General features: G+C 56.2%; 20 protein-coding genes. 10 read left to right on the forward strand and 10 right to left on the reverse strand.

Going from position 1 to position 24,114, the window contains the following annotated elements; genetic code table 11:
- Positions 1–68: 68 nt before the first annotated feature.
- The 4 genes from ABEA92_RS21925 to ribA all read right to left on the reverse strand — a co-directional run bounded on the left by ABEA92_RS21925 (position 69) and on the right by ribA (position 6,474).
- Entirely contained in the window at positions 69–1,097 is a 1,029-nt protein-coding gene (locus ABEA92_RS21925) for an ATP-binding protein (protein WP_345686187.1), read from the reverse strand.
- A gap of 51 nt (positions 1,098–1,148) precedes the next feature.
- On the reverse strand, positions 1,149–4,094 hold the full coding sequence (gene purL, locus ABEA92_RS21930; RefSeq protein WP_345686189.1) for a phosphoribosylformylglycinamidine synthase subunit PurL: 2,946 nt from the start codon (positions 4,092–4,094) through the stop codon (positions 1,149–1,151).
- 228 nt (positions 4,095–4,322) lie between these two features.
- Complete coding sequence (locus tag ABEA92_RS21935; protein WP_345686191.1) at positions 4,323–5,180, reverse strand: prephenate dehydrogenase; 858 nt, start codon at positions 5,178–5,180, stop codon at positions 4,323–4,325.
- Between the two features lie 70 nt (positions 5,181–5,250).
- Complete coding sequence (ribA, locus tag ABEA92_RS21940) at positions 5,251–6,474, reverse strand: GTP cyclohydrolase II (protein WP_345686193.1); 1,224 nt, start codon at positions 6,472–6,474, stop codon at positions 5,251–5,253.
- A 154-nt stretch (positions 6,475–6,628) separates the two neighbouring features.
- On the opposite strand from ribA, the gene ABEA92_RS21945 reads away from it, so the two are divergent.
- Positions 6,629–7,735 carry an alpha/beta hydrolase fold domain-containing protein gene (locus ABEA92_RS21945; RefSeq protein WP_345686195.1) on the forward strand — a complete coding sequence of 369 codons (1,107 nt, stop codon included), beginning with the start codon at positions 6,629–6,631 and terminating at the stop codon, positions 7,733–7,735.
- 74 nt (positions 7,736–7,809) lie between these two features.
- On the opposite strand, the gene ABEA92_RS21950 is transcribed toward ABEA92_RS21945, so the two are convergent.
- Complete coding sequence (locus tag ABEA92_RS21950; protein WP_345686197.1) at positions 7,810–9,909, reverse strand: vWA domain-containing protein; 2,100 nt, start codon at positions 9,907–9,909, stop codon at positions 7,810–7,812.
- 346 nt (positions 9,910–10,255) lie between these two features.
- Here ABEA92_RS21950 and ABEA92_RS21955 point away from each other — a divergent pair, with 346 nt between their 5' ends.
- The 4 genes from ABEA92_RS21955 to ABEA92_RS21970 all read left to right on the forward strand — a co-directional run bounded on the left by ABEA92_RS21955 (position 10,256) and on the right by ABEA92_RS21970 (position 13,800).
- On the forward strand, positions 10,256–11,221 hold the full coding sequence (locus tag ABEA92_RS21955; RefSeq protein WP_345686199.1) for a ZIP family metal transporter: 966 nt from the start codon (positions 10,256–10,258) through the stop codon (positions 11,219–11,221).
- A gap of 51 nt (positions 11,222–11,272) precedes the next feature.
- Positions 11,273–12,232, forward strand: a complete 960-nt coding sequence (locus ABEA92_RS21960; RefSeq protein WP_345686201.1) for a hypothetical protein — start codon at positions 11,273–11,275, stop codon at positions 12,230–12,232.
- 81 nt (positions 12,233–12,313) lie between these two features.
- Positions 12,314–13,126 (forward strand): site-2 protease family protein, encoded by an 813-nt coding sequence (locus ABEA92_RS21965; RefSeq protein WP_345686203.1) that lies wholly within the window; start codon positions 12,314–12,316, stop codon positions 13,124–13,126.
- Positions 13,127–13,545: 419 nt separating this feature from the next.
- Positions 13,546–13,800 carry a hypothetical protein gene (locus tag ABEA92_RS21970; RefSeq protein ID WP_345686206.1) on the forward strand — a complete coding sequence of 85 codons (255 nt, stop codon included), beginning with the start codon at positions 13,546–13,548 and terminating at the stop codon, positions 13,798–13,800.
- A 332-nt stretch (positions 13,801–14,132) separates the two neighbouring features.
- Here the strand turns inward: ABEA92_RS21970 and ABEA92_RS21975 are convergent, their stop codons facing one another.
- The 4 genes from ABEA92_RS21975 to ABEA92_RS21990 form a co-directional block, all read right to left on the reverse strand.
- Positions 14,133–15,227 (reverse strand): Mrp/NBP35 family ATP-binding protein, encoded by a 1,095-nt coding sequence (locus ABEA92_RS21975; RefSeq protein WP_345686208.1) that lies wholly within the window; start codon positions 15,225–15,227, stop codon positions 14,133–14,135.
- Between the two features lie 116 nt (positions 15,228–15,343).
- Entirely contained in the window at positions 15,344–15,871 is a 528-nt protein-coding gene (locus ABEA92_RS21980) for a hypothetical protein (RefSeq protein WP_345686210.1), read from the reverse strand.
- A complete protein-coding gene (locus ABEA92_RS21985; RefSeq protein WP_345686212.1) occupies positions 15,868–17,328 on the reverse strand; it encodes an AAA-type ATPase lid domain-containing protein in 1,461 nt (486 codons plus the stop codon). Before ABEA92_RS21985 ends, ABEA92_RS21980 begins: the two co-directional genes overlap by 4 nt.
- A gap of 92 nt (positions 17,329–17,420) precedes the next feature.
- Positions 17,421–17,744 (reverse strand): calmodulin-binding protein, encoded by a 324-nt coding sequence (locus tag ABEA92_RS21990; RefSeq protein WP_345686214.1) that lies wholly within the window; start codon positions 17,742–17,744, stop codon positions 17,421–17,423.
- A gap of 349 nt (positions 17,745–18,093) precedes the next feature.
- Between ABEA92_RS21990 and ABEA92_RS21995 the strand changes: the two genes are divergently transcribed.
- The 3 genes from ABEA92_RS21995 (at position 18,094) to ABEA92_RS22005 (ending at position 21,016) form a co-directional block, all read left to right on the forward strand.
- Positions 18,094–19,578 (forward strand): hypothetical protein, encoded by a 1,485-nt coding sequence (locus ABEA92_RS21995; RefSeq protein WP_345686216.1) that lies wholly within the window; start codon positions 18,094–18,096, stop codon positions 19,576–19,578.
- Between the two features lie 35 nt (positions 19,579–19,613).
- Positions 19,614–20,291, forward strand: a complete 678-nt coding sequence (locus ABEA92_RS22000; protein ID WP_345686218.1) for a DUF3299 domain-containing protein — start codon at positions 19,614–19,616, stop codon at positions 20,289–20,291.
- A gap of 125 nt (positions 20,292–20,416) precedes the next feature.
- Positions 20,417–21,016, forward strand: a complete 600-nt coding sequence (locus ABEA92_RS22005; RefSeq protein WP_345686220.1) for a DUF3299 domain-containing protein — start codon at positions 20,417–20,419, stop codon at positions 21,014–21,016.
- Positions 21,017–21,240: 224 nt separating this feature from the next.
- Here ABEA92_RS22005 and ABEA92_RS22010 read toward each other — a convergent pair whose 3' ends face one another.
- A complete protein-coding gene (locus ABEA92_RS22010) occupies positions 21,241–21,432 on the reverse strand; it encodes a hypothetical protein (protein WP_345686222.1) in 192 nt (63 codons plus the stop codon).
- 960 nt (positions 21,433–22,392) lie between these two features.
- Here ABEA92_RS22010 and ABEA92_RS22015 point away from each other — a divergent pair.
- A complete protein-coding gene (locus ABEA92_RS22015; protein WP_345686224.1) occupies positions 22,393–23,202 on the forward strand; it encodes a hypothetical protein in 810 nt (269 codons plus the stop codon).
- A 128-nt stretch (positions 23,203–23,330) separates the two neighbouring features.
- Positions 23,331–23,915 carry a hypothetical protein gene (locus ABEA92_RS22020; RefSeq protein WP_345686226.1) on the forward strand — a complete coding sequence of 195 codons (585 nt, stop codon included), beginning with the start codon at positions 23,331–23,333 and terminating at the stop codon, positions 23,913–23,915.
- Positions 23,916–24,114: the final 199 nt, after the last annotated feature.

The raw sequence follows: 24,114 nt of genomic DNA on the forward strand, positions 1-24,114 counted from the left end.
CGAATGACGAAGTTATCTCCGATCAGTACCCCAGCGTTGCAGAGAGGAGAAAGCGACAATCCCAAACGCTACAGATCGAAGTCGTCCAAGGAATCGATCAGGCGGTCGAGTTGGTCTTTCGGCTTGGCGGCGTGTTGCTGTTGACGTTTGAGCAATTGGTCGTCGATGCCAACGGTGTCACGGCCTGCCAATAACAACTGCTCGTCGCGTTCACGAGCGGCAGTTGCGATCGGATCGTCGCTGCCAGCGGGAGCACCGAACAATTGCGACAAGTCAATCTTGAAGCCTTCGTCACCTTCGACTTGGGCACCGGCGATCGCAGGCGCCTTGTGCTGAGGAAAAATGATCGCGTTCTCGGGACAGACGCGGCTGCACGCAGGACAACCCTTGCGGCAATTGTCGGGCTGTTCCACCAAAATCGTCTCGGCGGCATCGACACCGTAAACGCCGAACAAACAAAAGTCGACACACTCCATACAGTTCGTACAGCGGCTGAAGTCGATCACGGGATACCAACGCCGCGATGTCTGTTCTTCCACCTCGACCAATTTTCCGCCGATGATCGGCAAGCTTTGTGGGGACGATTCATCCGTGGTCGGTTGACCCACAATCCGCTTTAGCTCGTTGAGATACGGCTCGGCATCGCCTGCGAGTTTCAAGCCGATACAGTGGATCTTGCGGTCCGGTCGCGGATACAAGGTCGCGACGCGGTCGACGCCGTCGTCGGTGTCCTCCGCATCACTCGCTTGCCCGTTGACGGCCTGTTGGGCTTCATCATCCGACTCATCCGCATGCGACTCGCCCAGTTCCGTTTCGACCAATTGGCCGCGGACGCCGTTGCGATCGAGAACCCAGTGGGCCGCACGCGAATAGATCCACGAAAAGACGATCAAATCGCCCTCGATCTGCGACAACTGCTGATACGACTCGCTCGTTTTCGGCAAATCGTACAGGTGAGGAACGACCAACACGTCGACGCCGTCGATTTTCGCGGCCGCGTCGGCAAGTTGCTGTTCGATCGCCCGCTTTTGCGGGTTCCGCGATTGGCCTCGCGAGACAACAACGGTGTATGCGGCTCTTTCGATCGCTGAAATCATTGTGGTTTCGTCGTCTGCAATGCGGTGGGGACTTTGACAGGAAAGGCGGGATTACCAGTTCAGTGGTTTGAGCCACGCGGCTTTGGCATCGGCCAGCGCTACGCTAAGCACCGATCCGGCATCGGTCATGATCTCCAGTTTGCCGGAGTCGTCCATTGTACCAAGCCGTGTCGCGGTTACAGCCGATTTTGCAAACAGTTCGGCAAATGCGTCCGCTTGGTTGCTTGGCACTTCGCACAAGAAGCGGGTGTTCGACTCGCTGAACATCACCTCGGTCGCCGACAATCCTGATGCCTTACAGATCGCGTCGATATTCAGACTCATGCCCAACCCACCAGCCATCGCCATTTCGGTCGCGGCGACGGCCAAACCGCCCTCGCTCAAATCATGGCAAGCGCGGATCAACCGCTTGTTGATCGCTTGATGGACCGCGGCAAAGGTGTTTTTGGCTTTCGCCGCATCGACTGTGGGAACTTGTCCGCCATCCAAACCGAGCGACAGCAGCAAGTGCGACCCGCCGAGTTCCGATTTGGTTTCACCAACCAGGAAGACGGCGTTGCCCGCCGCCTTGGCGTCCATCGTGACCGCTTTGGCGACATCGTCAATTTGCCCCATCGCACTGATCAACAAACTAGGCGGGATCGCGATGGTTTGACGGTTGCCGTCGGCGTCGTTGTAGCTGAACTCGTTGTTCAAGCTGTCTTTGCCGCTGACAAATGGCGTGCCCAGCGTAACGGCCATGTCCTGGCACGCGATCGCGGCGCGGACCAGCGAACCGAGTGTTTCGGAGCGATCGGTGTATCCCCAGCAGAAGTTATCGAGAATCGCGATCTTGGCCGGATCGGCACCGACCGCCACTGCGTTTCGCATCGCTTCATCGATCGCCGAGGTGGCCATGTGATAGGTGTCAAAATCACCATAGTGAGGATTCATGCCACACGAGATCACCAAGCCACGACGACTTTCCAGTCGTGGTTTGACCACCGCCGCGTCGCTGGGACCGTCGCACATCGGGCCGACCAACGGTTTGACGACGCTGCCCGCTTGGACTTCGTGATCGTATTGGCGGATGATCCAGTGCTTGCTGGCGACATTCAGGCTGCCCATGATCTTCAAAAGCACGTCGCGATGACCAGCGTCGTCCAGCGAAGGCAATTCGGCCTTTGTCGTTGGTGCGGGATGATAGACCGCGTCGCGAATGATCGGCGGTCGACCGTCGTGCAAAAATTCCATCGAAACATCGCCGACAACGTTGCCGTGATAGGTCAGTTGCAAACGCCCAGTGGGTGCAAATCGTCCCAGGATCGCCGCCTCGACGCCTTCGCTTTCACAAAGCTCGCGAAGTTCGTCCCACGAGTCTTGCGGTACCGACAACACCATTCGCTCTTGTGCTTCAGAGATCCAGATTTCGGTATAGCTGAGACCTTCGTATTTCAGTGGTGCTTTTTCGAGCCAGACTTCGGCGCCGAGCTTTTCGCCCATCTCGCCCACGGCACTCGAAAAACCGCCCGCCCCACAATCGGTCACGGCGTTATAGAGCCCGCGGTCACGAGCTTGCATCAGAACGTCGAGCACCATCTTTTCGGTGATCGCGTTGCCGATTTGCACGGCACCGCCGGAAAGCGATTCGGATTCGCTGGTCAATTCCGCTGAACTGAACGTCGCCCCGTGAATACCATCGCGACCGGTGCGTCCACCGATGGCGACAATCAAATCATCAGGCTGGACTTCTTTCTCTTCCATCCCGACAGGAATGATGCCGACGTTTCCGCAATACACCAGCGGATTGCCCAGATAACGGCGGTCAAAGTAAACGGCGCCGTTGACGGTCGGGATGCCCATTCGATTGCCGTAGTCACGCACGCCCGAGACAACGCCTTTCATCACTCGGCGAGGATGCAGCACGCCAGGCGGCAGACCGGTGGGATCGGTGTCGGGCGGAGCGAAACAGAAGACGTCAGTATTGCAAACCGGCTTGGCTCCCATCCCGGTGCCCATCGGGTCACGGATCACGCCGCCAAGTCCCGTGTTCGCACCACCGTAGGGCTCCAGTGCAGACGGGTGATTATGCGTTTCGACTTTGAAACAAACGTGGTACTCGTCATCGAACGTGACGACACCGGCGTTGTCCTTGAACACGCTGACGCACCAATCGTTGTCGCCGAGCGTTTTGCGGATCGTTTGCGTGGCGGCAAAGATCGTTTCTTTGAGCATGTTGTCGTACTGACGCTCGTCCGCTTCGGGAGTCCCATCGGCACCGGGGCCGCGATAGTGGATACGCCCGGCCAGCGTTTTGTGGCTGCAGTGTTCGGACCACGTTTGCGCGACCGTCTCCAGTTCGATGTCGGTTGGATCACGACCGATCGATTCAAAGTGATCGCGAATCGTCTGCATCTCGACCAGCGTCAAATACAACTGGCCTTCTTTGGAAAGCGTTTCGAGTTCCGCATCGGTGAGTTTCCGAATCGGAATCGTTTTCAATTCGAATTGGCCTGCCGATCCGACATCCAATTGGTCCATTTCGAGCGGACCCACGACAACCTGCTCGACCGAGTCGTTCGACAGCGCTCGGCGGCAAATCGCATCGAGCACCGGTTCGTCGACGTCGCTGATCCAGAATTTGCGAAGCGTCCGCACGGCATCGACGTTGAATCCGATGTCCTTGGCCGCGGCAATCGTACTGGCGGCTACCGGGTCCATCACGCCCGGTTTAGGAAGCACGTTGACGAGTGTCAAACTATCGCCGGGTGGCTCGTTCAATTCATCCTGGCCGGCAATCGCGACGACCGAGCGTTCGGTGACCGCGTCGACCAACAGCGTGTTGGCAAGCTGGACCGCTTGGTCATGACCGAAGTCGCCTTGGATCAAGAAACTGCGAGCACAATCGACATCCAAATGGTCATGCAGCCCAAGTTCGTGAATTTCTTCTTGGGTTCGCGCGGCTTCACGATCGACTTGACCTTCGGCCGGATAAATATCAATTTGCCAAAGCGGCATGGTTGCGTTTCCAGTATTTCAAAATTTCGAAGTGAAGTTTATTCGCTGAAGGTCAGCGTTTGGATCGTTGACGAAGTCGACGCCCCCGTTTTTTACGCCAACGGCGCTAAATTCCATAGCCCCGGGGGCCTCGGTATCTGCGGAAATCCATGAAGCGATCGCTGGCAAACATCGCAGAACGCGAAATTTGCGGGTGCGGTATGGCGTTTTTGTCACGCCCAAGCGGAGTCAAAACGAATCTCGAATCGTTTTTGCCTCGGTCAACCATCGCAGCAGACTCTCGTCGTCGTGCGTGTGCATCCATTGGCGGACCTCGTCGATCGATCCGGCCAAGCGGCGAAGTTGTTCCTCAATCGCAGGCCGATTTTCTTGACAAATCGCCAACCACATCGCGGGATCCCCCGCGGCAACACGAGTGATATCGGTCCACCCGCTGCCCACCAGATCCGCTGATTGATCACAAACCAATTTGGCCACGGCCGACGATGCCAGGTGGGGAACGTGGCTAACTGCGGCCAAGTGGGTATCGTGATCCTCGGGGCTGAGCGTGACGATGCGTCCGCCGGTCAACCGCCAAAACTGCTCCGCTCGCTTGAGCAAATTCGTGGGCGTTTGCTCGCTGGGGGTCAGCACGATCACTTTGCCGACAAACAAGTTCGCCGTGGCATGCTCGGCCCCCGTTTTTTCGCTTCCGGCGATCGGATGAGCCGCAACAAACTTGGCAACCGCAGCGGGACACTGGCTAACGGAATTGACGATCGTTCGCTTGGTGCTGCCGACGTCGGTGATCAAACACTGTGGCTTGGACGCCTGGGCAACCGCGATCACCTTTTCAGCGACCTTGTCCACGGGCGTCGCCACCACAACGACGTCGACGTCAACGCACGCGTCGGCGACCGATTCGGTCACCGAATCGACCACTCCCTGATCGACCCACCGCTGGCCTTTTTCAGCAGAACGAACGATACCGATGACATGCACGTCAGGGATCGATTGACGGATCGCGCGAGCCACGCTGCCGCCAAGCAGCCCCACGCCCAGAATCGCGACACGAGCGGGCCTAAATTCCGAGTGGGAGTCTTTCATGCTGAGAGCTATCGGCGTCGTCGAGTCGGATCGAGAAGAAGGGGGAGGGAAGCGAAGGCGTCGCGACGCCTTAGAGATTCGGTAACTTGTGACCAAGTTTTTCGCGTTTGGTACTGAGGTACCTTTGGTTGTGCTCGTTGACCGCCGATACGATCGGAACTTGATCGACCACACGCAGATCGAAACCACGCAGGTTGAACGCTTCGGTCTTTTTCGGATTGTTGGTCAACAATCGAACTTCGCTGAGCCCCAGATCCTTCAAGATTTGCAAGCCGATTCCATAGTCACGCATGTCGGCTTTGAAACCGAGCGCGTGGTTGGCTTCGACCGTGTCCATGCCGTTGTCCTGCAACGCGTAAGCCCGAATTTTCTGAGCCAATCCGATCCCGCGTCCCTCTTGCGGCAAATAAACCAACGTCCCTCGGCCTTCTTTGCTGATCGTTTCGAGCGCCATCTGCAATTGGTCACCACAATCACAGCGCAGCGACGCGATCAAGTCACCGGTAAAGCAACTGCTGTGCATCCGCACCAACGGCGCCTCTGCAGTGCCGCCTTGGTCATCGTTCAAATCGCCATAAACCAATGCGATCGGTTGCTGGTCTTCGTACTGGACCGCGTAGACGATGATCTTGAAGCTGCCGTATCGGGTGGGCAACTCGGCTTCGGCCGCGCGGCTGATCAGTTTTTCGCTGACGCGTCGATGGGCGATCAGCTGTTCGATACTGATGATTTTCAGATTGTTCTTTTGAGCGATTGCCGACAGCGAATCTCGCGACGCGCGGTCTCCGGTTTCATCAAGCACTTCGCAAAGCACCCCAGCGGGACGCAAACCAGCCATGCGAGCTAGATCGACCGAGGCTTCTGTGTGTCCGGCACGGCGAAGCACGCCCCCTTCTTTGGCCAACAGCGGATATACGTGTCCAGGTCGGACAAATTCGGCCGCCGTGCAATCGTCGGCGGTCATCCGCAGGATCGTGTCACTTTTTTCCCGCGCGGTGATCCCTGTTTTCGCAGTGCGAATATCAACGGGGGTCATAAACGCCGTTTTCAGGGGGGCATCGTTCAGCGCGACAATGGGCGCCAGCTCCAACCGCTTACAGACTTCGGGCAACACCGACACGCACAATTGGCCGCGGCCTGAGAGCATAAAATTAATGGTTTCGGGCGTTGCTTTTTCAGCAGCGCAGATGAAATCGCCTTCATTTTCGCGATCTTCCGCATCCACAACGATCACCACTTCGCCTCGGCGAATGGCTTCTACCGCTTCGGGAACGGTGTTGAGCTCGATGGCCATATTGAACTTTGTACGAGTAAGACGACTAAACAGGGTCGACAGGGAACGTATTATACGATTGTCAACGCAACGCTCCCACCGCCCCATTTTTGCAGTGGGACGGAATTGTTGGCCTACCTGAATTCTATTGCAGTGGGCGTTTAAAGGACGATTGATGCACTATTTTGACCGTTTCCCGTCACTCGACCGCCTTGCTACACAATCCGGCTCGCCCGGTATCGCTTCGCGCGGTGGTATCGCCTCGCGAGGTATTGCCTCGCCCGGGATGGTGAGGGCGTGGGTCGCGTTATGTGCGTTGGCCGCCGCGGGCCCTCTGCACGCCGCCCCCCCCACGAATGCTGGCGAACGCGATAAATCGGCCTCGCCGCCCGCACTTCATCCAGCGGATCACATGGACGACAAGGCGGCTGTGGTAGACAAGGCGGTTGCGGTGGAAAAGGCCGCCGAGCCGCGGAAGTTTGCGAACCAACGCTACTCTCAGCGAGAGGACCATGCGGGGCTTTGCGACGTCATCCTTCCCGGCGGTGCCGAACCGCCCCCTGGCGGATTTCCCACCGTGGTGATCGTCCACGGCGGTGCGTGGATGAGTGGCGACAAATGGACGATCGAAGGCTACGCGCGTTTCTTGGCCGAACATGGTTACGCGACCATCAACATCAACTATCGCTTGGCTCCTCGCTACAAATTTCCCTCGCAGGTCGATGATGTTCGCGAAGCGCTGGTGTGGGCCCAAGAGAATGCCGCTCGTTTTTCACTCGACCTCCGTCGTATCGGGCTGTTTGGTTACTCGGCAGGCGGCCACTTGTCGCTGCTGGTTTCGGTGCTCGGCGACGAACCGATGGAAACCAAGTTGGCGTCGAGCGAGTGGGCTGCGGACGACGAACGATGGCAAAAACTGCCGACGATCCAAGCCGTCTGTGTCGGAGGCCCCCCATGCGACTTTCGTAATCTGCCGCCCGAGAACACCGGATTGGCCTATTTTCTTGGAGGCTCTCGCAGCGAAAAACCCGGTGTGTACGAAGCGGCGTCACCGACCGCACACGTCTCGGCCGAGGACCCGCCGGTTCATCTGATCCACGGGGAAGCCGATTCAATCGTTCCGATCCAAAATAGCCTGCGGTTTCGCGAACGAGCGCAAGCCGTTGGCGTCCTCTGCGACTTGACGACCATTGCCGGACAAGGCCATTTGATCACGTTCATGAACCCTCAAACCAGCAAGGCGATGATCGAGTTCTTTGACAAGGTGTTGTCACAACCGTAGCTGGAACTCGCAGTAGTCAGTGTCGCCAAAAATCCGCCAAGCGGGATCGTTAGCAAGGATCCACTACGAGGCCGCTACAAACGAGGAAACGAAAACGACGACCCTGACGACGATTTCGTCGAGAAGCTAGGACCACCCGGTGGCCGCGGAGGTGGCGGGGGTGGACGAGGAATGACCGCGGGCTGGATCCGCAATCCCACCGGAACGTCAAGTTCCCACTGCGCCAGATAGGGCCAGGGCGTGCCGGGATGTTCGTCGATGCATTTGTTTAGCGAATGAACCGCCGTATCGACCCAATACCGGGACTCGGATGTTCGCAATTGAGCATCCGGCAACAGCGTGATCTCATTCGTCTCGAGCGACAACGTCTCAGTCACGTTCTCGGTCGCCGCCAAGTACTCGCGATAACGTGCTTGCGTGGCATACACACGTCCTTTGGTTAAATCGAACGAGGCTTGCCAGCGTGGTGAGGTTTCATCTTGCCACGGCACGGACGTGTCCTCCATACGCACGATCAACGACTGTAGCGCCGCGCTGGCCTTTTCAATCCGAGCCCGTTCGATCCGCAGCGCACGTGTCAATTGACTGCGAAACGTGGCCGGCACAACGTAAGGATGCAAGACCGCATAGGGATAGACCACATCACGCTGACCAAGAAACGTCATCCGTGGCGGCACAAACAATTCAGCCTGCTGATAACTAAGCGTCGCGGCATCGACAACAAATTGACGCACCGGATGATCTTGTAGCGACTGAACATACTGATGGACCGAAGCATAATCGGGCAAATAGTCGGTACGATTCGCCCACGAACCGATGCTGCGAGTACCGTCTTCGTCAAGCATCGTGAACGAACCGCCGGTTTGCAGTGCCAACCGTGTCAAGGCAAACGGTCCAAACCCCGAGTGCAATCGTTCGCGATATGGGCCACCGTACCAGGGCGTGTTTGCCGCCACGCTAGCGCCGGATTGTTGCCACAGAGGAAGAGCCGATTCGTGCCAATAGGGAACCAGGAAGCGTTCGGGCAGCGAAGTTTCCGGCCCCTTTTTGACCGGCAACCAAAACGCGTACTCTCGACCGCCGCTAGGAACCTGACACAGTTGCGATCCTCGTTCGCATCCCATGACCGCATTGGGACCGATCACGTGCACCGCGACTCCGGCGCTGCGGCAGTACTGGATCGTGTCTTCGAGTTGCAGCGTATCGTCACCCGATTCATCCGTCAGGATCACGATGATGATGCGCTCTTGGCGTTTGCGTTGTTCGCGGTACAGTCGCACCGCTTGCGTGACCGCCGACATCACATTTTCGTCACCGGTGGTGTCAATCGGAACCTTGGTCATCGCGGAAATCGCACGTGCTCCCACATGAGTCGGACGCAAGATTTCTCGCCAATTTTGCCCAAACGCAATCACGCTGCTGAACAGCGTGTTGTCACCCTCATCTTTGTCGCGTCGCTTTGTATTGAATGCCTCGATCGACTTGTAAAACGATTCGGCGTGCATCGCCATCAGGTTTCGCTTCTGGGTCAAACTTGCCGATGCGTCAAATAGCCACACGACCAACGTGTTGTCTTGTTCCAATTCGCTACGGATGGCACCGGTCACCACCTCGCCAGCCTGGCCGATTCCGGCGACAGCCACTAACGCGTCGGCTCCGGACGCGGGGCGGGTGAGATCCGATAATTTTTTTGTTGCTTCTGCTGCTCGAACTTCTTCGCCCCATTTCCCACTTCGCTCAAACAGTTCCATCGACGCCAATGCGGCCGACGGAGGTTCGGACATTTCGAGCGTCTCGAGCGACGAAAGATCCGCCGGCGTGTCCAGCCGCGTTGCCACAGGTTGCTCGAGCACGGCTGCGGCGGTTGGCGGTGCGGATGCGGTCGGATCGTAAGCACTGACCGAGGCGACGGTGAAATCAGCCATCGCTGAATCGTCACTGGGATAGGTAGCCCAGATTCGGTGCCGGTTATCCCCGGCCAAGCTGTCAAACACCCACAGCCCCAACGCCAACAGCAACAGCGTGTGCATCACGATCGACAGAAACCATGGCTGCAGACGTTTCCGCAGCGTCGAGGATGCTGCGGTGGCCGAAGATGACGCAGCAGACGAGGCAAAGTTCAGCGGTGGCTGCGATTTTGCCAATCGGCTTGATTCGATTGGGGGCGAATTCAATTTGCGACCTCGCTCGTTCGTGTTTCGAAAAAAACCACGTTCGGACGTTTTGCCCTTTTCCACCCTCTTACCGATGTCCCCCGGACGTCACGTCCCGCCCGAGTGAACGCCCAACAGAACGGGGCCGTCCCGTTGTTTTGCCCCGTCGTTTTGCATCGCCCGCGATGAGCGTGGTGATCCGCCACCACGTTCAGGATACCCGTCACCGGCGTCGAATCAGAGTATTTCGAGCAAAAAATTTAAGACGGACTCCGGGGAACCGCGACTTGCGGGTCCAGTGCAAAAGCGTACCCTTTGTGGCATTCCTTCCCCTCAATGTGCAAATTTCGACGCAAACTCACGATTCATGACAGGCTCTTTACTGGCGGTTTACTGCATTTTGATCATTGCCGGATCCGTCACGGGAGGGTGGCTGCCGGCGATCATGCGGATGACGCACCTGCGAACTCAGCTGTTGATGAGTTTTGTGGCAGGTTTGATGCTGGGAATCGCGATGCTGCACATGCTGCCGCATGCGTTTCACTTGATGCGATCCGCAGCCATGACCGGCGGTGCGGCACTGGGAGGCATCATCGCGATGTTCATCTTGCTTCGCGCCTTTCACCCCCATGCGCATGGGTCAATCGAAACGCCCGGCGGATTGGGCCCCGATGAACCCCATCATGGGCATGATCACAGCCATGACCATGACCATGACCACGCTCATGATCATGATTCGCACGGCCATGGTTCCCATTCGCATGATTCGCATTCGCATCATGACCATGCCAAGGACATCGGTTGGCTCGGCATGCTGTTGGGACTCGGATTGCACACGTTGATGGACGGGGTGGCGCTTGCCGCCAGCGTGACGGCAGAATCGCACCATAACCCTTGGCTAGGGCTGGCCGGGCTGGGGACGTTTCTAGCCGTGGTGCTGCACAAACCGCTGGACGCGTTTGCGATCACGTCGGTGATGAAAAAGGGAGGCTGGACGCCCACACAGCAGAGTTTGGTGAATCTCACGTTCTCGTTGGCCTGCCCGCTTGGTGCGATCGCGTTTTACATCGGTGCAACGCAGCTTTCGGCCGACGGCACGCTCCTGGGCTGGGGGTTGGCGATCTCAGCCGGCTTTTTCATCTGCATTTCTTTGGCCGATTTGCTGCCTGAAGTTGCCTTTCACGACCACGACCGTTTTAAATTGACCGCCGCACTACTAATCGGAGTCGCGCTAGCCGTCGGAATCGAAAGTTTGCCAGGCCATAGCCACACTCCCGCCGCGCCAGCGTCCAACATCGACGTGCCATTCAAATCGCCGACGCAGTCCGAATGAGGATGGCGTCCCGACATGGTTTGCCCCCCCTAAAGCCCACAGGATTCTAACGTGCAATTCGTGATGGACTGGTTCTGGAGTCTCCAGTGGGAGCGTTTGGTTCCCGAACTGATTGGCAAAGCCTTGGGCTTTCTAAGCGGGTTTGCGGCAAGTTGGTTTCTGTTGTTTCGGCGGCGGCTCAATGCACTACAGCGGATGCAGTCGGGGGATTCGGATGACTTTATCTTTCAAATGCACCACCTGAGTCCTGTGGCGGGACATCCCGATGATGTGGTGTTGCTGTTTCGCAATGTCGCCCCCAAGACCACGCTGAATGATCTATACGACAACGAAGCCGTGCGGGACGTGGTCAAAAAAATTGCGGAACAAACGACGCTGGATGACCCCATTTTAAAGACCGAAGGAACACTTGGCTTCGAACTACTCAACGATGCCGTGGGACACATCGCCGGCCTGTTAGCGACGACGCCCTTTCCTCGCAAACCGTGGCTGTTTGTGATGACATGCGAAGACCGGCAAGCGGTACGCAAGAAATGCGTTCGCTGTTTCTTGATCCAACCAGCGGAGCTGGAAAAGTTTCTCGATTGGCATTGGTGCCAACATCACGTGTTGGTGGAAAAACCGTGGCACTGGTTTCGAGTGGTGGCGCTGCACCGGATCGCGTGTGCTTGGAAGACCGAGCAACAAATCGCGATGGAGGAATCCGCACACTCGACCGAGCTCGACATGCCGTTGGTCGACAAACAAGTCCGTCACGACCGCGTACGCGTGCTGTCGCTCGGTTTGAATGAATCCGAAGCCCCTGTTGGCGAACCTCACCGCATCGCGTGGAAAAGCCATCTAGCGAACCTAACAGCGATGGGACTGCCACTGACCACCGCAGCATCCAATTCTATCGACGCACCTGACTCGATCGGCGACACCAGCGCCAATCAAGCCACCAGCGCCAATCAAGCCACTGCCGGCCAAGCCAGCGTCAATCAAGCCACTGGTAACACAAGCGACCGGTGACGCCGGCAACGTCGACAACTTGCTAGACTAACGCGTCCCTTGGATTTCCCCGTTGTTCATCCTCCCCACACTGCAGACCTGATGCTTCAAGATCCCCCGGTATCCGATTACGACCTACGTTTCGAGCTATTTGGATTCCCGGTCCGAATTGCCTGGTCGTTTTGGCTTGGTGCGTTGATTTTTGGATTTTATTTAGTCCGTGGTGTCGACAACATGTTCCTCAGTTCGGGTGATGGCAGCCCGGGGCAACTCCCCCTGCTGCTGCTTTGGTCGTTGTGCATGTTGGTATCGATTTTGATCCACGAACTGGGGCATGCCTTTGCATTTCGCCAGTTTGGAATTCAGTCTTCGATCGTGCTGTATCACTTTGGTGGGCTTGCGATTCCGAGCAGCTCATTTGGCATGGGACGATCCGCAGGACGATTGACTGAAAAGCAAGATTTGTGGGTCGCGCTGGCCGGTCCGCTGGCTCAAATCGCGTCTGCATTGTTGTTGGTCGGAGGACTAAAAGTCGCAGGCTTTCGAGTCGAAGCGCTTGCGATTGTCGACAGCGTCGTGCCTCTTGGATTGGCAAAGATCCCAGGGGTGATGGAAGGAGATCCGATCACGAGCCATGGTTTGTACGCGATTGTTTTGTTTTACATTTTCCCAAGTGTCTTGTGGGCGCTGTTGAATTTAGTACCCGTATGGCCGCTTGATGGTGGCCGGATCATGAACTCGTTGGTGTTGATCAATGGTGGACGTCGTGATCAAGCGTTATGGATCAGTGTAATCAGCGCTGGATTGTTGACGGTGTACGCATTCAAACAGCACCAAACGTTCATGGGCATCTTGTTCTTGTCATTAGCGTTTAGCAATTACCAAATGTTGCAACAGACGGGGCGTTGGCGATAAATCATTTGCAAAATTTGCGATTCAAGCCCAAGTTTTTTTGTAGTGACACACCTTGTGATACCGAAGTTGAATTTCAATTACGTCGAAGTGCTGAAACAGGGTCCAAGCAAGATAATTCGATGCATTTTTTATCTTCAATGACTCAAAGCGAAGCGTCAAAAGCGCGTTCACTTACCAAAAAAAAATTTCATCGCAAGCACTTTTTTCATGAAAAAGATGTTGCGGAATTCTCAGAAGCGCGTACAGTTACGCGCAGTTTCTAAACGGTTGAAAGCAAGAGCAACCTTGATGTGGATCATCAACGCTCTGAGATTCAACTTCCAATCACGATTGGTGAGCCGTGGCCGGTGACTTTTAGAACGCTGTTCTAATAAAGTCACAAGGACTCACTAACGTGCCCTTTCTCGCGGAGGAAGAACGTGGCCAAGAAAAAAGCAACCAAGAAAAAAGTTACGAAGAAGGCAGCCCCTAAGAAAGCTGCAAAGAAAGTAACGAAGAAGAAGGTTACTAAGAAGGCATCGCCAAAGAAGGCTGCTAAGAAGAAAGTAACTAAGAAGAAGGCTACTAAGAAGGCATCGCCAAAGAAGGCAGCCAAGAAAGTAACCAAGAAGAAGGCCGCTAAGAAAGCAGCCAAGAAAGCTACTAAGAAGAAGACCGCTAAGAAGCGTCGCTAGTCGATCGCCACTCTTTTACTCTTCTGAGTAGAATCGAAATTAAAAAAAGCCGCGTCGGAGTTCATTCTCTGATGCGGCTTTTTTTCTGGCCAAATCACGCCCAAAAGTGCCAATCTGGCAGTTTTAGCGGGGATCAAAACAAGTCACTGCAAACGGGCTGCACTGGCGATGAAGCCCGAATATCCGGCGACTGCGTGCCCCCTCACGAATCGTGCCCCTCACGAATTGTGGCTGTCACGAATCGCCTCTGCCACGAATTCGTCTCGCTGCAACCGGATCGCGATCCGGCGAACGTCACGATGATCTATCGCGACGAAACGCTGGGCGACGCGTTACAGCGTCGGCAAACTTGGTTTCGGTGGATTCGCAGCCGCCTTGGACGCCAACGTGCGAACCAGCGACTTGGCCGCCGCTTCGATCGGGATCCTGGATCGAGTGTTCTCGGCAAGCACTTTGGCAAGCTGTCCTTCGTCACCCCCGGTACGCAGATCGATATCGATCGGCAGCGATCCTAAAAACGGAACGTTCAACTCTTCGGCCTTCGCACGGGCACCGCCACGACCAAAGATGTCATACGTCTTGCCGCAATCGGGACACATGAACCCGCTCATGTTTTCCACCATTCCCAAGATCGGAATGTTCACTTTATGAAACATGCTGATCGCCTTGATCGCGTCCAGCAGTGCAACCTCTTGTGGGGTGCACACCACCACGCTGCCGGCTAGCGGCACCGCTTGCGAGAGCGTCAACGCGACATCACCGGTTCCTGGCGGCATATCGATCACCAGATAATCGAGTTCGCCCCAATTGGTGTCTCCCAAAAATTGATTGATCGATCCATGCAACATCGGACCACGCCAAATCACGGCTTGATCCGGTTCGACAAGAAAGCCCATCGAGATCACCGGCATCGGTGGTTGGCCGCTGTCATCGCTAAGCATAATGGGTTCAATTTTCTTCTGAGCATTCACCGCAGGACGCCCCGACAAACCGAGCAGATGCGGGATGCTCGGCCCATAGACGTCCGCATCCATCAAACCCACACGGCTACCCATTTGACGCAGCGACAGCGCAAGCGAAGCGGCAACGGTGCTTTTGCCAACACCACCTTTGCCGCTGCCGACCGCGATCACACTTTTCACACGCAGTCCGACTTGGCCTAAACGTGCTGGGGGTCGCGGGTGATCCACCGTTTCGACTTTGACCTGAGTCCCAGGCAACGCGGCGACGACCTTGGACTCAATCGCATCGGCGATTTCGTCGGCGATCGGATTGGAATGGGACGTCAATCCGAGCGTGATCGTTGCGGTATTGCCTTCGACTTGAACCTCTTTGATTTGCCCCATCGAGCCGATCGGCCGCCCGGTTTCAGGATCAGGAAACGATTCAATCGCGGCGCGAACAGAGTCAGAATTCAAAGCGGACATGGGTATCGATTCAGCGAAAGGGAAAGTGAAAAACGGATGCAGTGGAACTAGAAAGCCTGACCACATTTCGCGGCTCTGGCAAGGTCGGTAGGCGCCGCGGTCCCGCAGAATCCTCGCTACGGCGAGGGCGTGATCGTGGATGACGGGGCCGCGACTGCGGACGCCGCAGGCGTGATTGTCGACGCCGCGTCGGGGGGCGACGCCGCAAACGCACGCCGATTGATTTGCCGAGCGACATTTTGCAGCGATTCCGGAGCCGTCAACAACAACGAGGCCCCCAACTCGGAAATCGCAGGGTGCATTGAATTGGGAATCCCCGTGATCCCGGCCATCTGGATCACATCGGGAAACGCGGCTTTGACCTGGGTCACGACCAGCAACATTTTGGCGATCCCGCCGGGCGTCAATTCCCATAACACCACAACCGGAATCCGGCGGTGCGAGCTGGTCTTGGCCAACGGATGACGTGCGATCTGCCGCAGCACCTCGCTCGGTTCACACGATGTCACCTGCGAGACCCAAGGTTCTTGCAACCCTTCGGGACTGAACCGACGTGCGGCATCGGCCCAGCGGTTGCCCTGTTCACAAACGAGCCAGGTGACCTCGTCGGATGAATCGAGCCATTGGCTTGCAATTGTTTTCATGAGCGATCGCCGTCACTTGGTGAGGACGACTTGGGAGTCTGCGGTGGCGATTTGGCCGCCCCCGATTCGACCGCATCGATTCGCCGCAACAATCGCGAGCGAGTGATTCCCAACAACCGCGCCGCGGCAGCACGATTGCCATCGCTGATTTCCACCGCACTCTTGATCATCTTGAGTTCAAACGATTCGAGCATCTCGTCGAGCGAAACGCTTTGCACTTTTCGGCGAGACAGCGAATCCCCAGGTCGATACGAGCGAATCGCCAATGGAAAATTCTCAGGTGCAATCGATTCGCGAGTTGCATTTCGCACGGCATGCCGCATGGCCGCGTCGAGTTCTTCGACGTTGTTTGGCCAAGGATAAATGACCAACGCATCGATCGCCGCACGACTGAGTCGTTCCCCCACGCCATCGCGGGCGGCATGATGCGAATCGACCAATGCAGCAGCCAACACCGGAATGTCTTGTACACGCGACGCCAAGGGATCGATGGTCACGGTCAACGAGGCCAACAAATCCGCGATCGCGACGTCGATATGCCGCTGCGGTGGCTTGATCCCGACCACCACCTCACGAACATCCGCGTTCGCCGGAGCCTGCTCGTCTGCAGTTGCATCCAGCGTGGTTTGATCGCTACACAATCCGATCAATCGCAACCGATCGTTGTAGGAACCGATCAATTCAACGAGATGACGCTGGGCGTCCAGCGGCATCTCATCCAAACCGCGAACTAACACCGTGGCTTTGGCTTCGGCGGAATTGGCCAACTGATTGACGACCGGAACGATGGACGCATCAAGCAGTTCGGGATCCATCAACGGCCCATCGACGATTGCGATCGGTTCACGAGGCGCCGATTGCTGATGAACCCGCCGAGCGATCGATTCGCAACAGGAACCGGCCGGACCAAAGAACCCCAGATGCGTTCGCACACTGGCGGCGACATGGATCCGAGCTCGCATCCGCTTGGCTGACGAAGAGACGCCTGCAGTGGCCACCGTTGCGATCGCGGCATGCCGTTTTCGCCACGCATCAAGCTGTTGCCGCACGTTTGCCGCATCGGCAAGTTCTTCGTCAGGAACCCGGTCGTTGAACCGGCCACCAATCGCAATCGTCAAACTTGAATCGGCCGAACCGACGCGGACAAAACGAACATCGATTGGTTTAATCCGATGTTTCGCGTCTCCCGCCGGCTGAACACGCAGCGATGCGGTTCCGCGGCTCTTCAGCCCTGGCGGAGGCGAGAGTGTCGCTGCCAGAAGGTCAAGCGGATCGTTGGACACGGGACTGCCAGCGACCGCACGCCGCTGCAATAGTTGCTCGACGTCCAAGCCGAGCCAACGTGCGGTGGCCGCGGACAAATAGACCAGCTTGCCCGCAGGATCGATCGCCCACACCGGAGCGTCCGATGCATCGAACAGCCGCATCAGATTACGGATCTTGGTACCTGCGGTCATGGATTCCGTCGGATAGCGGCTCGCACTTGAGTGACTCGGATCGGCGGGGCATCCCCGTCGCCAACCCAAGTTTAATCCAAGGCTGCGGCGATCTAGAACACATCCAAGATAAAGTGATGGCCTTGGTGGTAGCGGCGGCTGCTGGGGTAGTAGTTATGCCACTTCTTGTTGTAGACCGGAATTCGCATTTCCTGGGGATAGCGATGGTACATGCTATCGCTGCTCTGGAAATACTCTTGGCTGTAGAAGTTTTGTGGGTAGTAAACGTAGGGGTAGTGATAGAAGCGATTCCAGTCGCGGGAACCGGCTGCTCCACCCCAATTTTGGCCATAAGCACGCTGTTCCGCCGAAGCCGTATCGGCCAGGGCACAACAACTGCAAAGGAGGACAGCAGTGATCAATAAATGGCGGAGCATCCGTGGCTCTCCCTCTGGGGGGCGATGATTGGAGGGCCGGTGTTGGCCCAATGGGTGACTCGCAAACATGCGTACCGTCACTATCGGCACATCTGGTATCATCGGTTGAGTCGTTTTGGCTTGCGATTTTGACTACAATTTTTGCAACAACGCGTCACGCGTTCCCCTGGTGACTTCACCACCGGCCTACCATCCACCTAAGATTCCGTATGCAGTGAGTTTGCGATTGTTTCGGAAAACTCAAATTCACAGCGGATTTCGATACAAAAATCGATTGATTGCTATACTGGATGATTGATCCAGTCGCGTTAACGCCCTTTTGTTCATCCTTTCCCACTTGGTTCAACGCATGTCGTTTCGTCGATTCACCACGTCACTGCTCGTTGTCGCGATTCTCGTGACGAGTTTTGTTGGCAATTCCAGCTTGGCCTGCCCCTTCTGTAACGCCGTTTCACAAACGCTGCGTCAAGAGATGTCCGTGATGGACGCGGTCGTGATCGCCACCGCCGTGGACCGCGAATCCGCTCGCAACGAAGAAACGGGCGAAGTGCTGATGCGAGTCGAAAAGGTGCTCAAAGGCGACGCGTTGGTCAAAGTCGGCCAAGAGGTCAACGCCATCTATTACGGTGACGTCAAAACGGGCCGCACCTTCATGCTATCAGGCGTCGATCCACCCAACATGCAGTGGTCTTGTCTGCCGCTTTCGCCCCGCGCCGAAGCCTATTTGATGAAGGTCACGAAATTGGCCGACGAGGATGACGTCACCCGATTGCGTTTCTACTACGATTACCTGCAAGACGAAGAGACGATGCTCTCGCGAGACGCCTACGACGAATTCGCGATTGCCCCCTATTCGGCCGTCAAAGAGCTGGCGCCGGAAATTGACCACGCAGAATTGGTCAGCTGGATCAACGATCCAGAAGCCACGGTGGATCGCCGACGACTGTATTTGACCATGCTGGGGGTCTGTGGCGATGAAAAAGACTTGCCGATGCTCGAAGAACAGCTTCGCAGCACTCAAAAAAGCAGCCGCAGCGGGCTCGATGCCCTCGTCGCTTGCTATCTAACGCTTTCGGGCGAAAAAGGGCTCGCCCTGATCGACGAGCTGTTTCTGAAGAACAACAAGGCTCCCTACGCAGACACCTACGCCGCCATCATGGCGATTCGCTTTCACGGCACCGAAGGGGACGTGATCGCGCGAAGTGCGCTCGTGGAATCGCTGCACCACGTTTTAGACCGCAAAGACCTCGCGGATTTGGTCATCCCCGATTTGGCGCGATGGAGCGATTGGAGCCAAATCGACAAGATGAAGCAGCTTTTCTTGGAAGCGGATCCCGACAACAACTGGGTTCGTGTCCCGGTCGTGAACTACTTGCGAGCCTGTCCGCTGCCCGAAGCGAGCGAGGCATTGAAGGAACTCGAGTCGGTCGATCCCGAAAGTGTCAAACGGGCGAATACTTTTTTCTCGATTCCGGTGCCAGCCAAGGACACCACCAAACCGAACACATCGGCCGTCCCCAAAGCGACGCAGTCGCCGGTGGCAGCGGTGGTGCCGCGTCCATCGAATCACTCCATCGCTGCAGATCCTGCTGCGGACGCACGGTTTGATCCCAAAACGACCAACGCACCGCGGGCGGCGATGGGAAGTTTGACGGCAGCCAACACGCCGATTGTCGCAACTCCTGCCCTGGTATCACGAACCTCGACACCGGCGAACCCTTGGCGGCTGGTTTACGTAGTTTCTCTGTCACTGGCGACGATCATGATCGGCCAGTTTCTGTTGCTCTCTGGCGGCCCGGCAGTGGTTCCGGTCCCCGTGCGAGAGCGTGAATAAGCTACCGCGACTTCGATCAAGGCTCTATTACCCCCATGTCAGCTGAACTTCAAATGTCATCGTCAAGCGATGTGGTTGAATTCCCGTACCGAGCCGTCAGCCGGGCGGCAATCGCTTCGGTGGTTTTCTTCGTTCTTGCTTTCCCTGGGCTGATTCCGACCTTCTCGCCGCTGTTGATCCTGACGGCGGTCGGCATTGCCGCAGGCATCGTTGGTTTTCGGGCAACCAAACAATTTCCCGACGAATACAGTGGCGGAGCGCTCGCCAAATTTGGCGTGATTGGAAATGCGCTGCTGATGGTCGGCGGGATCGGGCTGCACACCTACATCTACATGACCGAAGTTCCCGACGGCTACACCCGGATTCCTTTTCACGAACTGCAGCAGCCCGAGGGGATGCCCGATATCCCGACGCGATTTGCCTATGACATCGACGGCGATAAAGTCTTTCTCAAAGGCTATATCCATCCAGCATCCGGCAGCGGAGCCCTTCGTCAATTCATCCTGGTCCCCGACTTGGGAACCTGTTGCTTCGGTGGCCAGCCCAAAAGTAGCGACATGATCGAAGTTACGGTGACGAACGGGAAAAACGTCAAAGCGGGGCTGACCAAACGAAAACTTGCTGGCAAATTCCAGCTCAATCGATCCCCACAGAAGCTAACTGACTTTGACAACAATATTTTCTATCGCATAAAAGCGGACCAAGTCCGTTAAGCTTCGCTGTCGCAAAGAACCGGCAGCGTTAGGAAATCGCTTGCCGGTCCTGCGTCCTACCTCCGTCCGTCCAACTCGCCATCAGCTCCCTTTGCGGGTTTATCCCTCCAACGACGATTTTTCACATGGCTTGGTACAAGAACTCGCTCGTAGTGCTGCTGACGTTCTCGCTGATCGGCATTTCCGCAGCGACCGCAGACGCCGATTCGCCCAAAACCGCGTCCACGGCGACGGAAACCAGCAAAACGGCGACTCCAGCGGAAAAACTAGCCGACGAGAGAACCAAAGGGGTCGTTGAACGCAAAAGCAGCGAAGCGTCGCTCGCTAAAGGGGATATCACGTTTGACGATCTGAAGTTTGATATCGAGAAGGACGCGGCGTTCGAAAAGAGTGCGTTGACCCCCGAAGTCAAACGGCTCGATGGGGTCAAAGTGAAATTGCGAGGCTATATCCTGCCTAGCACGCTCTTTAAAGAAACCGATATCGATCAATTCGTGTTGGTGCGTGACAACCAGGAATGCTGCTTCGGGCCGGGGGCCGCGTTGTTCGACTGCGTCATCGTCGAAATGTTGCCGGGCCGCACCACCGACTTCGTCACCCGTCCGGTGACGGTCGAAGGCAAGTTCAAGATTGACACCGAGAAATACAAATATCCCGGCGGCAAAGGCCCGGGCGGTGCCAGCCATTTCGCGATCTTTCGGATCGAAGGCATGAACGTCCAGTAATGGACGTTTAGCGATAAATAGTCGGCTTGGAACGTTTTCAAGCGTGCAGCAAGGTTTGATAAGGTTCGATGGCTTAAAGGTTTGGCGGATTAAGGGTTTGGCGGATTAGCGATCCAAACGCACTCGCGGTTTAGATCGATTAGTAAACCAAACAGCGATTAGCAAACCAAACACGGCACCGATCGAGAGGGGGGCCGTGTGAACGTCATCCGTTTCCAGCACGTTTATCCGCGCAGGTCATGACACACCGAGCGAGGCGACTCAAAATCGCCCAGACGTGCTTCGAGCGCCTTCAGTTGGTCGCTCACCCATTGACCGAAGACGTCGGTCGATTCAGGCGAAATCGTCGCCGCGAGAGCGTGCCAACGCTCGTCACTCGGATTGGGTGTAGTCTTTACGTCGCTTGATGTAGTCATTGGGATAATCTCCTGCGCGTTGCGATCCAGCGCATCAATTGATTAGATAAACAGGCGGAGACGATATACAAACATTACGTTCTGTTTTGACCTTTAGGTCACTGAGTTAGTGACTTAGACGGTCTTTTCAGTTTTGGGTTCACTGCAAGTGGTATGCCTATCCGCGATGCCGAACCCAACGCCGCGTCGTAACCACAATCAAAATAACGAGTTAGGAAATCGTTCTTATTTTCAAAAGAAAAAAAGAAATGTCATTAAAGTGATATCGCTGTGTCGCGACATGTCATCCAGGCATGTTTCCCAGTAATTAATGTCGGCAAATCGAACACCACGAGCCAATAATAATCCAATCTACGTCATTAGCGAAGGCGGATCCGTCACGTTTGTCATTACTTTTCCATAGATTAAAGACCGCAATGTTGCCTGGGCGCAACATCCCCCCGTGGCAAAAATGCCCGATTGAGGGCAAATGCCTCACCAAATCGCCCTACTTTTCGGCAGCCCTAAGCAACGATTTGCAGTAAATCTCAAAGAATCGAACCTCGCCGTTCTAAGTCGCTACTATTTTCTGCAGCAGGGGGTGGCAAACACCATGGCGATATCGGCGTGCTGCTGCAGTGGCGGGACTGCACTGCGTGGAAGCGTGACAGCACTGCGCGGCAGCGGAACTGCACCGGGCGGCATGCCCGGCGACCAGCCAGGATTCTCCGCGGCCACCACTGCAATGCCGGCTTTGTCGATACCCCATTGCCGATGCCCCCGTTGCCGATGCCCCCTTTCTTCCTGCCCTCGCTGGCATTGCCCCCGGCCAGCAAGCGAGTGATTGCCGAGGTTCTGATTTTCGTCAAAAAGTTTTCCTCCGACGGCCAAGAATCCCGACTTGGGTGCGAATTCCTTTTTGTACAGCGGCCAATGTGCCGCACGAAAGAAAAATCAGCCACAGTTTGGGGAGATACATCGATGTTAAAGAAGATGATCCTGGCGGGCGGTGCGGTTGCGTTACTGTCCACAATGACGATGGGCGTTCCATTGTTCAGCTATGCGAGATGCGGTGTCGATTGGTTGCGATCATCGACGACCGACGCGATGCCATTGGAATGGGAACTGAAGCGAGCTCGGCAAATGATTGCCGATTTGAAACCCGAAATTGAACACAATGCCAAACGCATTGCGCTAGAAAAGGTCGAGGTCGCTCGACTCGAGTCTCAGATGACCGAAACGGACGAGCGGTTGGCCAAGACCCAAGCCGATATCGAGCGGCTGAGCGAGGATCTTCGCAAGGATTCGCATCTTTATACCTACGGCGGTCGGACGTACACGTCGGCTCAGGTGAAAAACGACTTGAGCAACCGATTTAGCCGCTTCAAGACCCGCAAGGAGACGGCCGAGAAACTCGAAAAGATGCTTTCCGCTCGCAAATCGTCGCTTCAAGCGGCCCATGAGCGAATGGATGCGATGTTGAGCGCCAAGCGTCAACTCGAAGTCGAAGTCGAGAACCTGCAGGCCCGACTCGCTTCGCTTCGTGTTGCCGAAACCAGCAGCGAATTGGCGTTGGACGACAGCCATCTTTCCAAGACACGTCAATTGCTTGACGAAATCCATGCTCGGATTGATGTTGCCGAAGAAACGATGAAGGTCGATGTCGAGTACTTTGGTGAGATCGATTTGGATGAGCCAAGCGAAGAAAATCTGCTTGACGAAATCACCAGCTATTTTGGTGACGAGACCAAGGCATCGTCGAAGTCGTTGGTTTCGATCCAGCTAGACTAGTTTGTGCTGGATTTGCCAGCCAACGTAGGGCTGCAATGAAAGTACGTAGCGAAAAAGGTACGTAGCGAAAAAGGTACGTAGCGAAAAAGGTACGTGGCGAAAAAGGTACGTGGCACCGAGAAAGGCTGATGGACGTGTCCGAATCGATCCCCTTAGCGAACTCAAAGCCTGCAGCACGAAGCTGGAGGCTTTGGGTCGATGGGTGCGGAGGTTTTTTGATCCTCTCGGGCGATCGTTGGACCATTGGCGGCGCTGGCCCGGCGGGCAACAGCGATGTTCAAGTCCATTCGGATCTGCCTCGCATTGCGGGAACCCTGTCACGTCGTGATGACGGTTATTTTTGGGAAATTGCCGACGCGACGCGACCTGCCGAGTTGGTACTGAGCGGGCGTCCGTTGTCGATTCCGGGATCGGCGTCCTTGATTTTTCGGCACCCCAGCCCGCTAAGTCATTCGGCGGTGCTGACCTTGAAGCCGCCTCATCGCTTTGATGGCCATGTCGATGGGGTGATTTTGGCGGCTGAAACATTGTTGATGGGATCGGCGGCAGATTGCCATATCAATGTCGCCCATCTGGGAAGCGAAAAAGTGGTCATGACTCGCCGCGGCGACCGCTGGATGGGCAAAGTCGTTGGCGAAACCGAATTGTCGGAGCTGACGGTGGGGCAAAGAATGGAGGTGGGGACTGTGGAGATGACGCTCGAGAAAGCATAAAAGCGGCGCCCTGCTCGGCAGCGAATCGAGCCTAAACCAACCGACGAGAGAATCACCAGATGGCACAACGAGCCAGCCGAGCACCAATCAGCAGAGCGAGCCACCAACAGCGAAATGGGGATGTGAAGCAATGAAAACCTGCAAATTTGCTTGCCAATCGCTGCCAACCGTGACGCCGATGCCCTGTGCCATTCATTCA

Source organism: Novipirellula caenicola, assembly GCF_039545035.1.
GTDB classification, from domain to species: Bacteria; Planctomycetota; Planctomycetia; order Pirellulales; family Pirellulaceae; genus Novipirellula; species Novipirellula caenicola.

What these genes read in the sequence shown, in the direction of transcription:
- ribA (WP_345686193.1), bottom strand. Translation starts at nt 6,474, where the DNA reads ATGGCCATCGAGCTCAACACCGTTCCCGAAGCGGTAGAAGCCATTCGC.
- ABEA92_RS21945 (WP_345686195.1), top strand. Translation starts at nt 6,629, where the DNA reads ATGCACTATTTTGACCGTTTCCCGTCACTCGACCGCCTTGCTACACAA.
- ABEA92_RS21975 (WP_345686208.1), bottom strand. Translation starts at nt 15,227, where the DNA reads ATGTCCGCTTTGAATTCTGACTCTGTTCGCGCCGCGATTGAATCGTTT.
- ABEA92_RS22020 (WP_345686226.1), top strand. Translation starts at nt 23,331, where the DNA reads ATGGACGTGTCCGAATCGATCCCCTTAGCGAACTCAAAGCCTGCAGCA.
- ABEA92_RS22015 (WP_345686224.1), top strand. Translation starts at nt 22,393, where the DNA reads ATGTTAAAGAAGATGATCCTGGCGGGCGGTGCGGTTGCGTTACTGTCC.
- ABEA92_RS21995 (WP_345686216.1), top strand. Translation starts at nt 18,094, where the DNA reads ATGTCGTTTCGTCGATTCACCACGTCACTGCTCGTTGTCGCGATTCTC.
- ABEA92_RS21955 (WP_345686199.1), top strand. Translation starts at nt 10,256, where the DNA reads ATGACAGGCTCTTTACTGGCGGTTTACTGCATTTTGATCATTGCCGGA.
- ABEA92_RS21980 (WP_345686210.1), bottom strand. Translation starts at nt 15,871, where the DNA reads ATGAAAACAATTGCAAGCCAATGGCTCGATTCATCCGACGAGGTCACC.
- ABEA92_RS22000 (WP_345686218.1), top strand. Translation starts at nt 19,614, where the DNA reads ATGTCAGCTGAACTTCAAATGTCATCGTCAAGCGATGTGGTTGAATTC.
- ABEA92_RS22005 (WP_345686220.1), top strand. Translation starts at nt 20,417, where the DNA reads ATGGCTTGGTACAAGAACTCGCTCGTAGTGCTGCTGACGTTCTCGCTG.
- ABEA92_RS21925 (WP_345686187.1), bottom strand. Translation starts at nt 1,097, where the DNA reads ATGATTTCAGCGATCGAAAGAGCCGCATACACCGTTGTTGTCTCGCGA.
- purL (WP_345686189.1), bottom strand. Translation starts at nt 4,094, where the DNA reads ATGCCGCTTTGGCAAATTGATATTTATCCGGCCGAAGGTCAAGTCGAT.
- ABEA92_RS21935 (WP_345686191.1), bottom strand. Translation starts at nt 5,180, where the DNA reads ATGAAAGACTCCCACTCGGAATTTAGGCCCGCTCGTGTCGCGATTCTG.
- ABEA92_RS21990 (WP_345686214.1), bottom strand. Translation starts at nt 17,744, where the DNA reads ATGCTCCGCCATTTATTGATCACTGCTGTCCTCCTTTGCAGTTGTTGT.
- ABEA92_RS21965 (WP_345686203.1), top strand. Translation starts at nt 12,314, where the DNA reads ATGCTTCAAGATCCCCCGGTATCCGATTACGACCTACGTTTCGAGCTA.
- ABEA92_RS22010 (WP_345686222.1), bottom strand. Translation starts at nt 21,432, where the DNA reads ATGACTACATCAAGCGACGTAAAGACTACACCCAATCCGAGTGACGAG.
- ABEA92_RS21985 (WP_345686212.1), bottom strand. Translation starts at nt 17,328, where the DNA reads ATGACCGCAGGTACCAAGATCCGTAATCTGATGCGGCTGTTCGATGCA.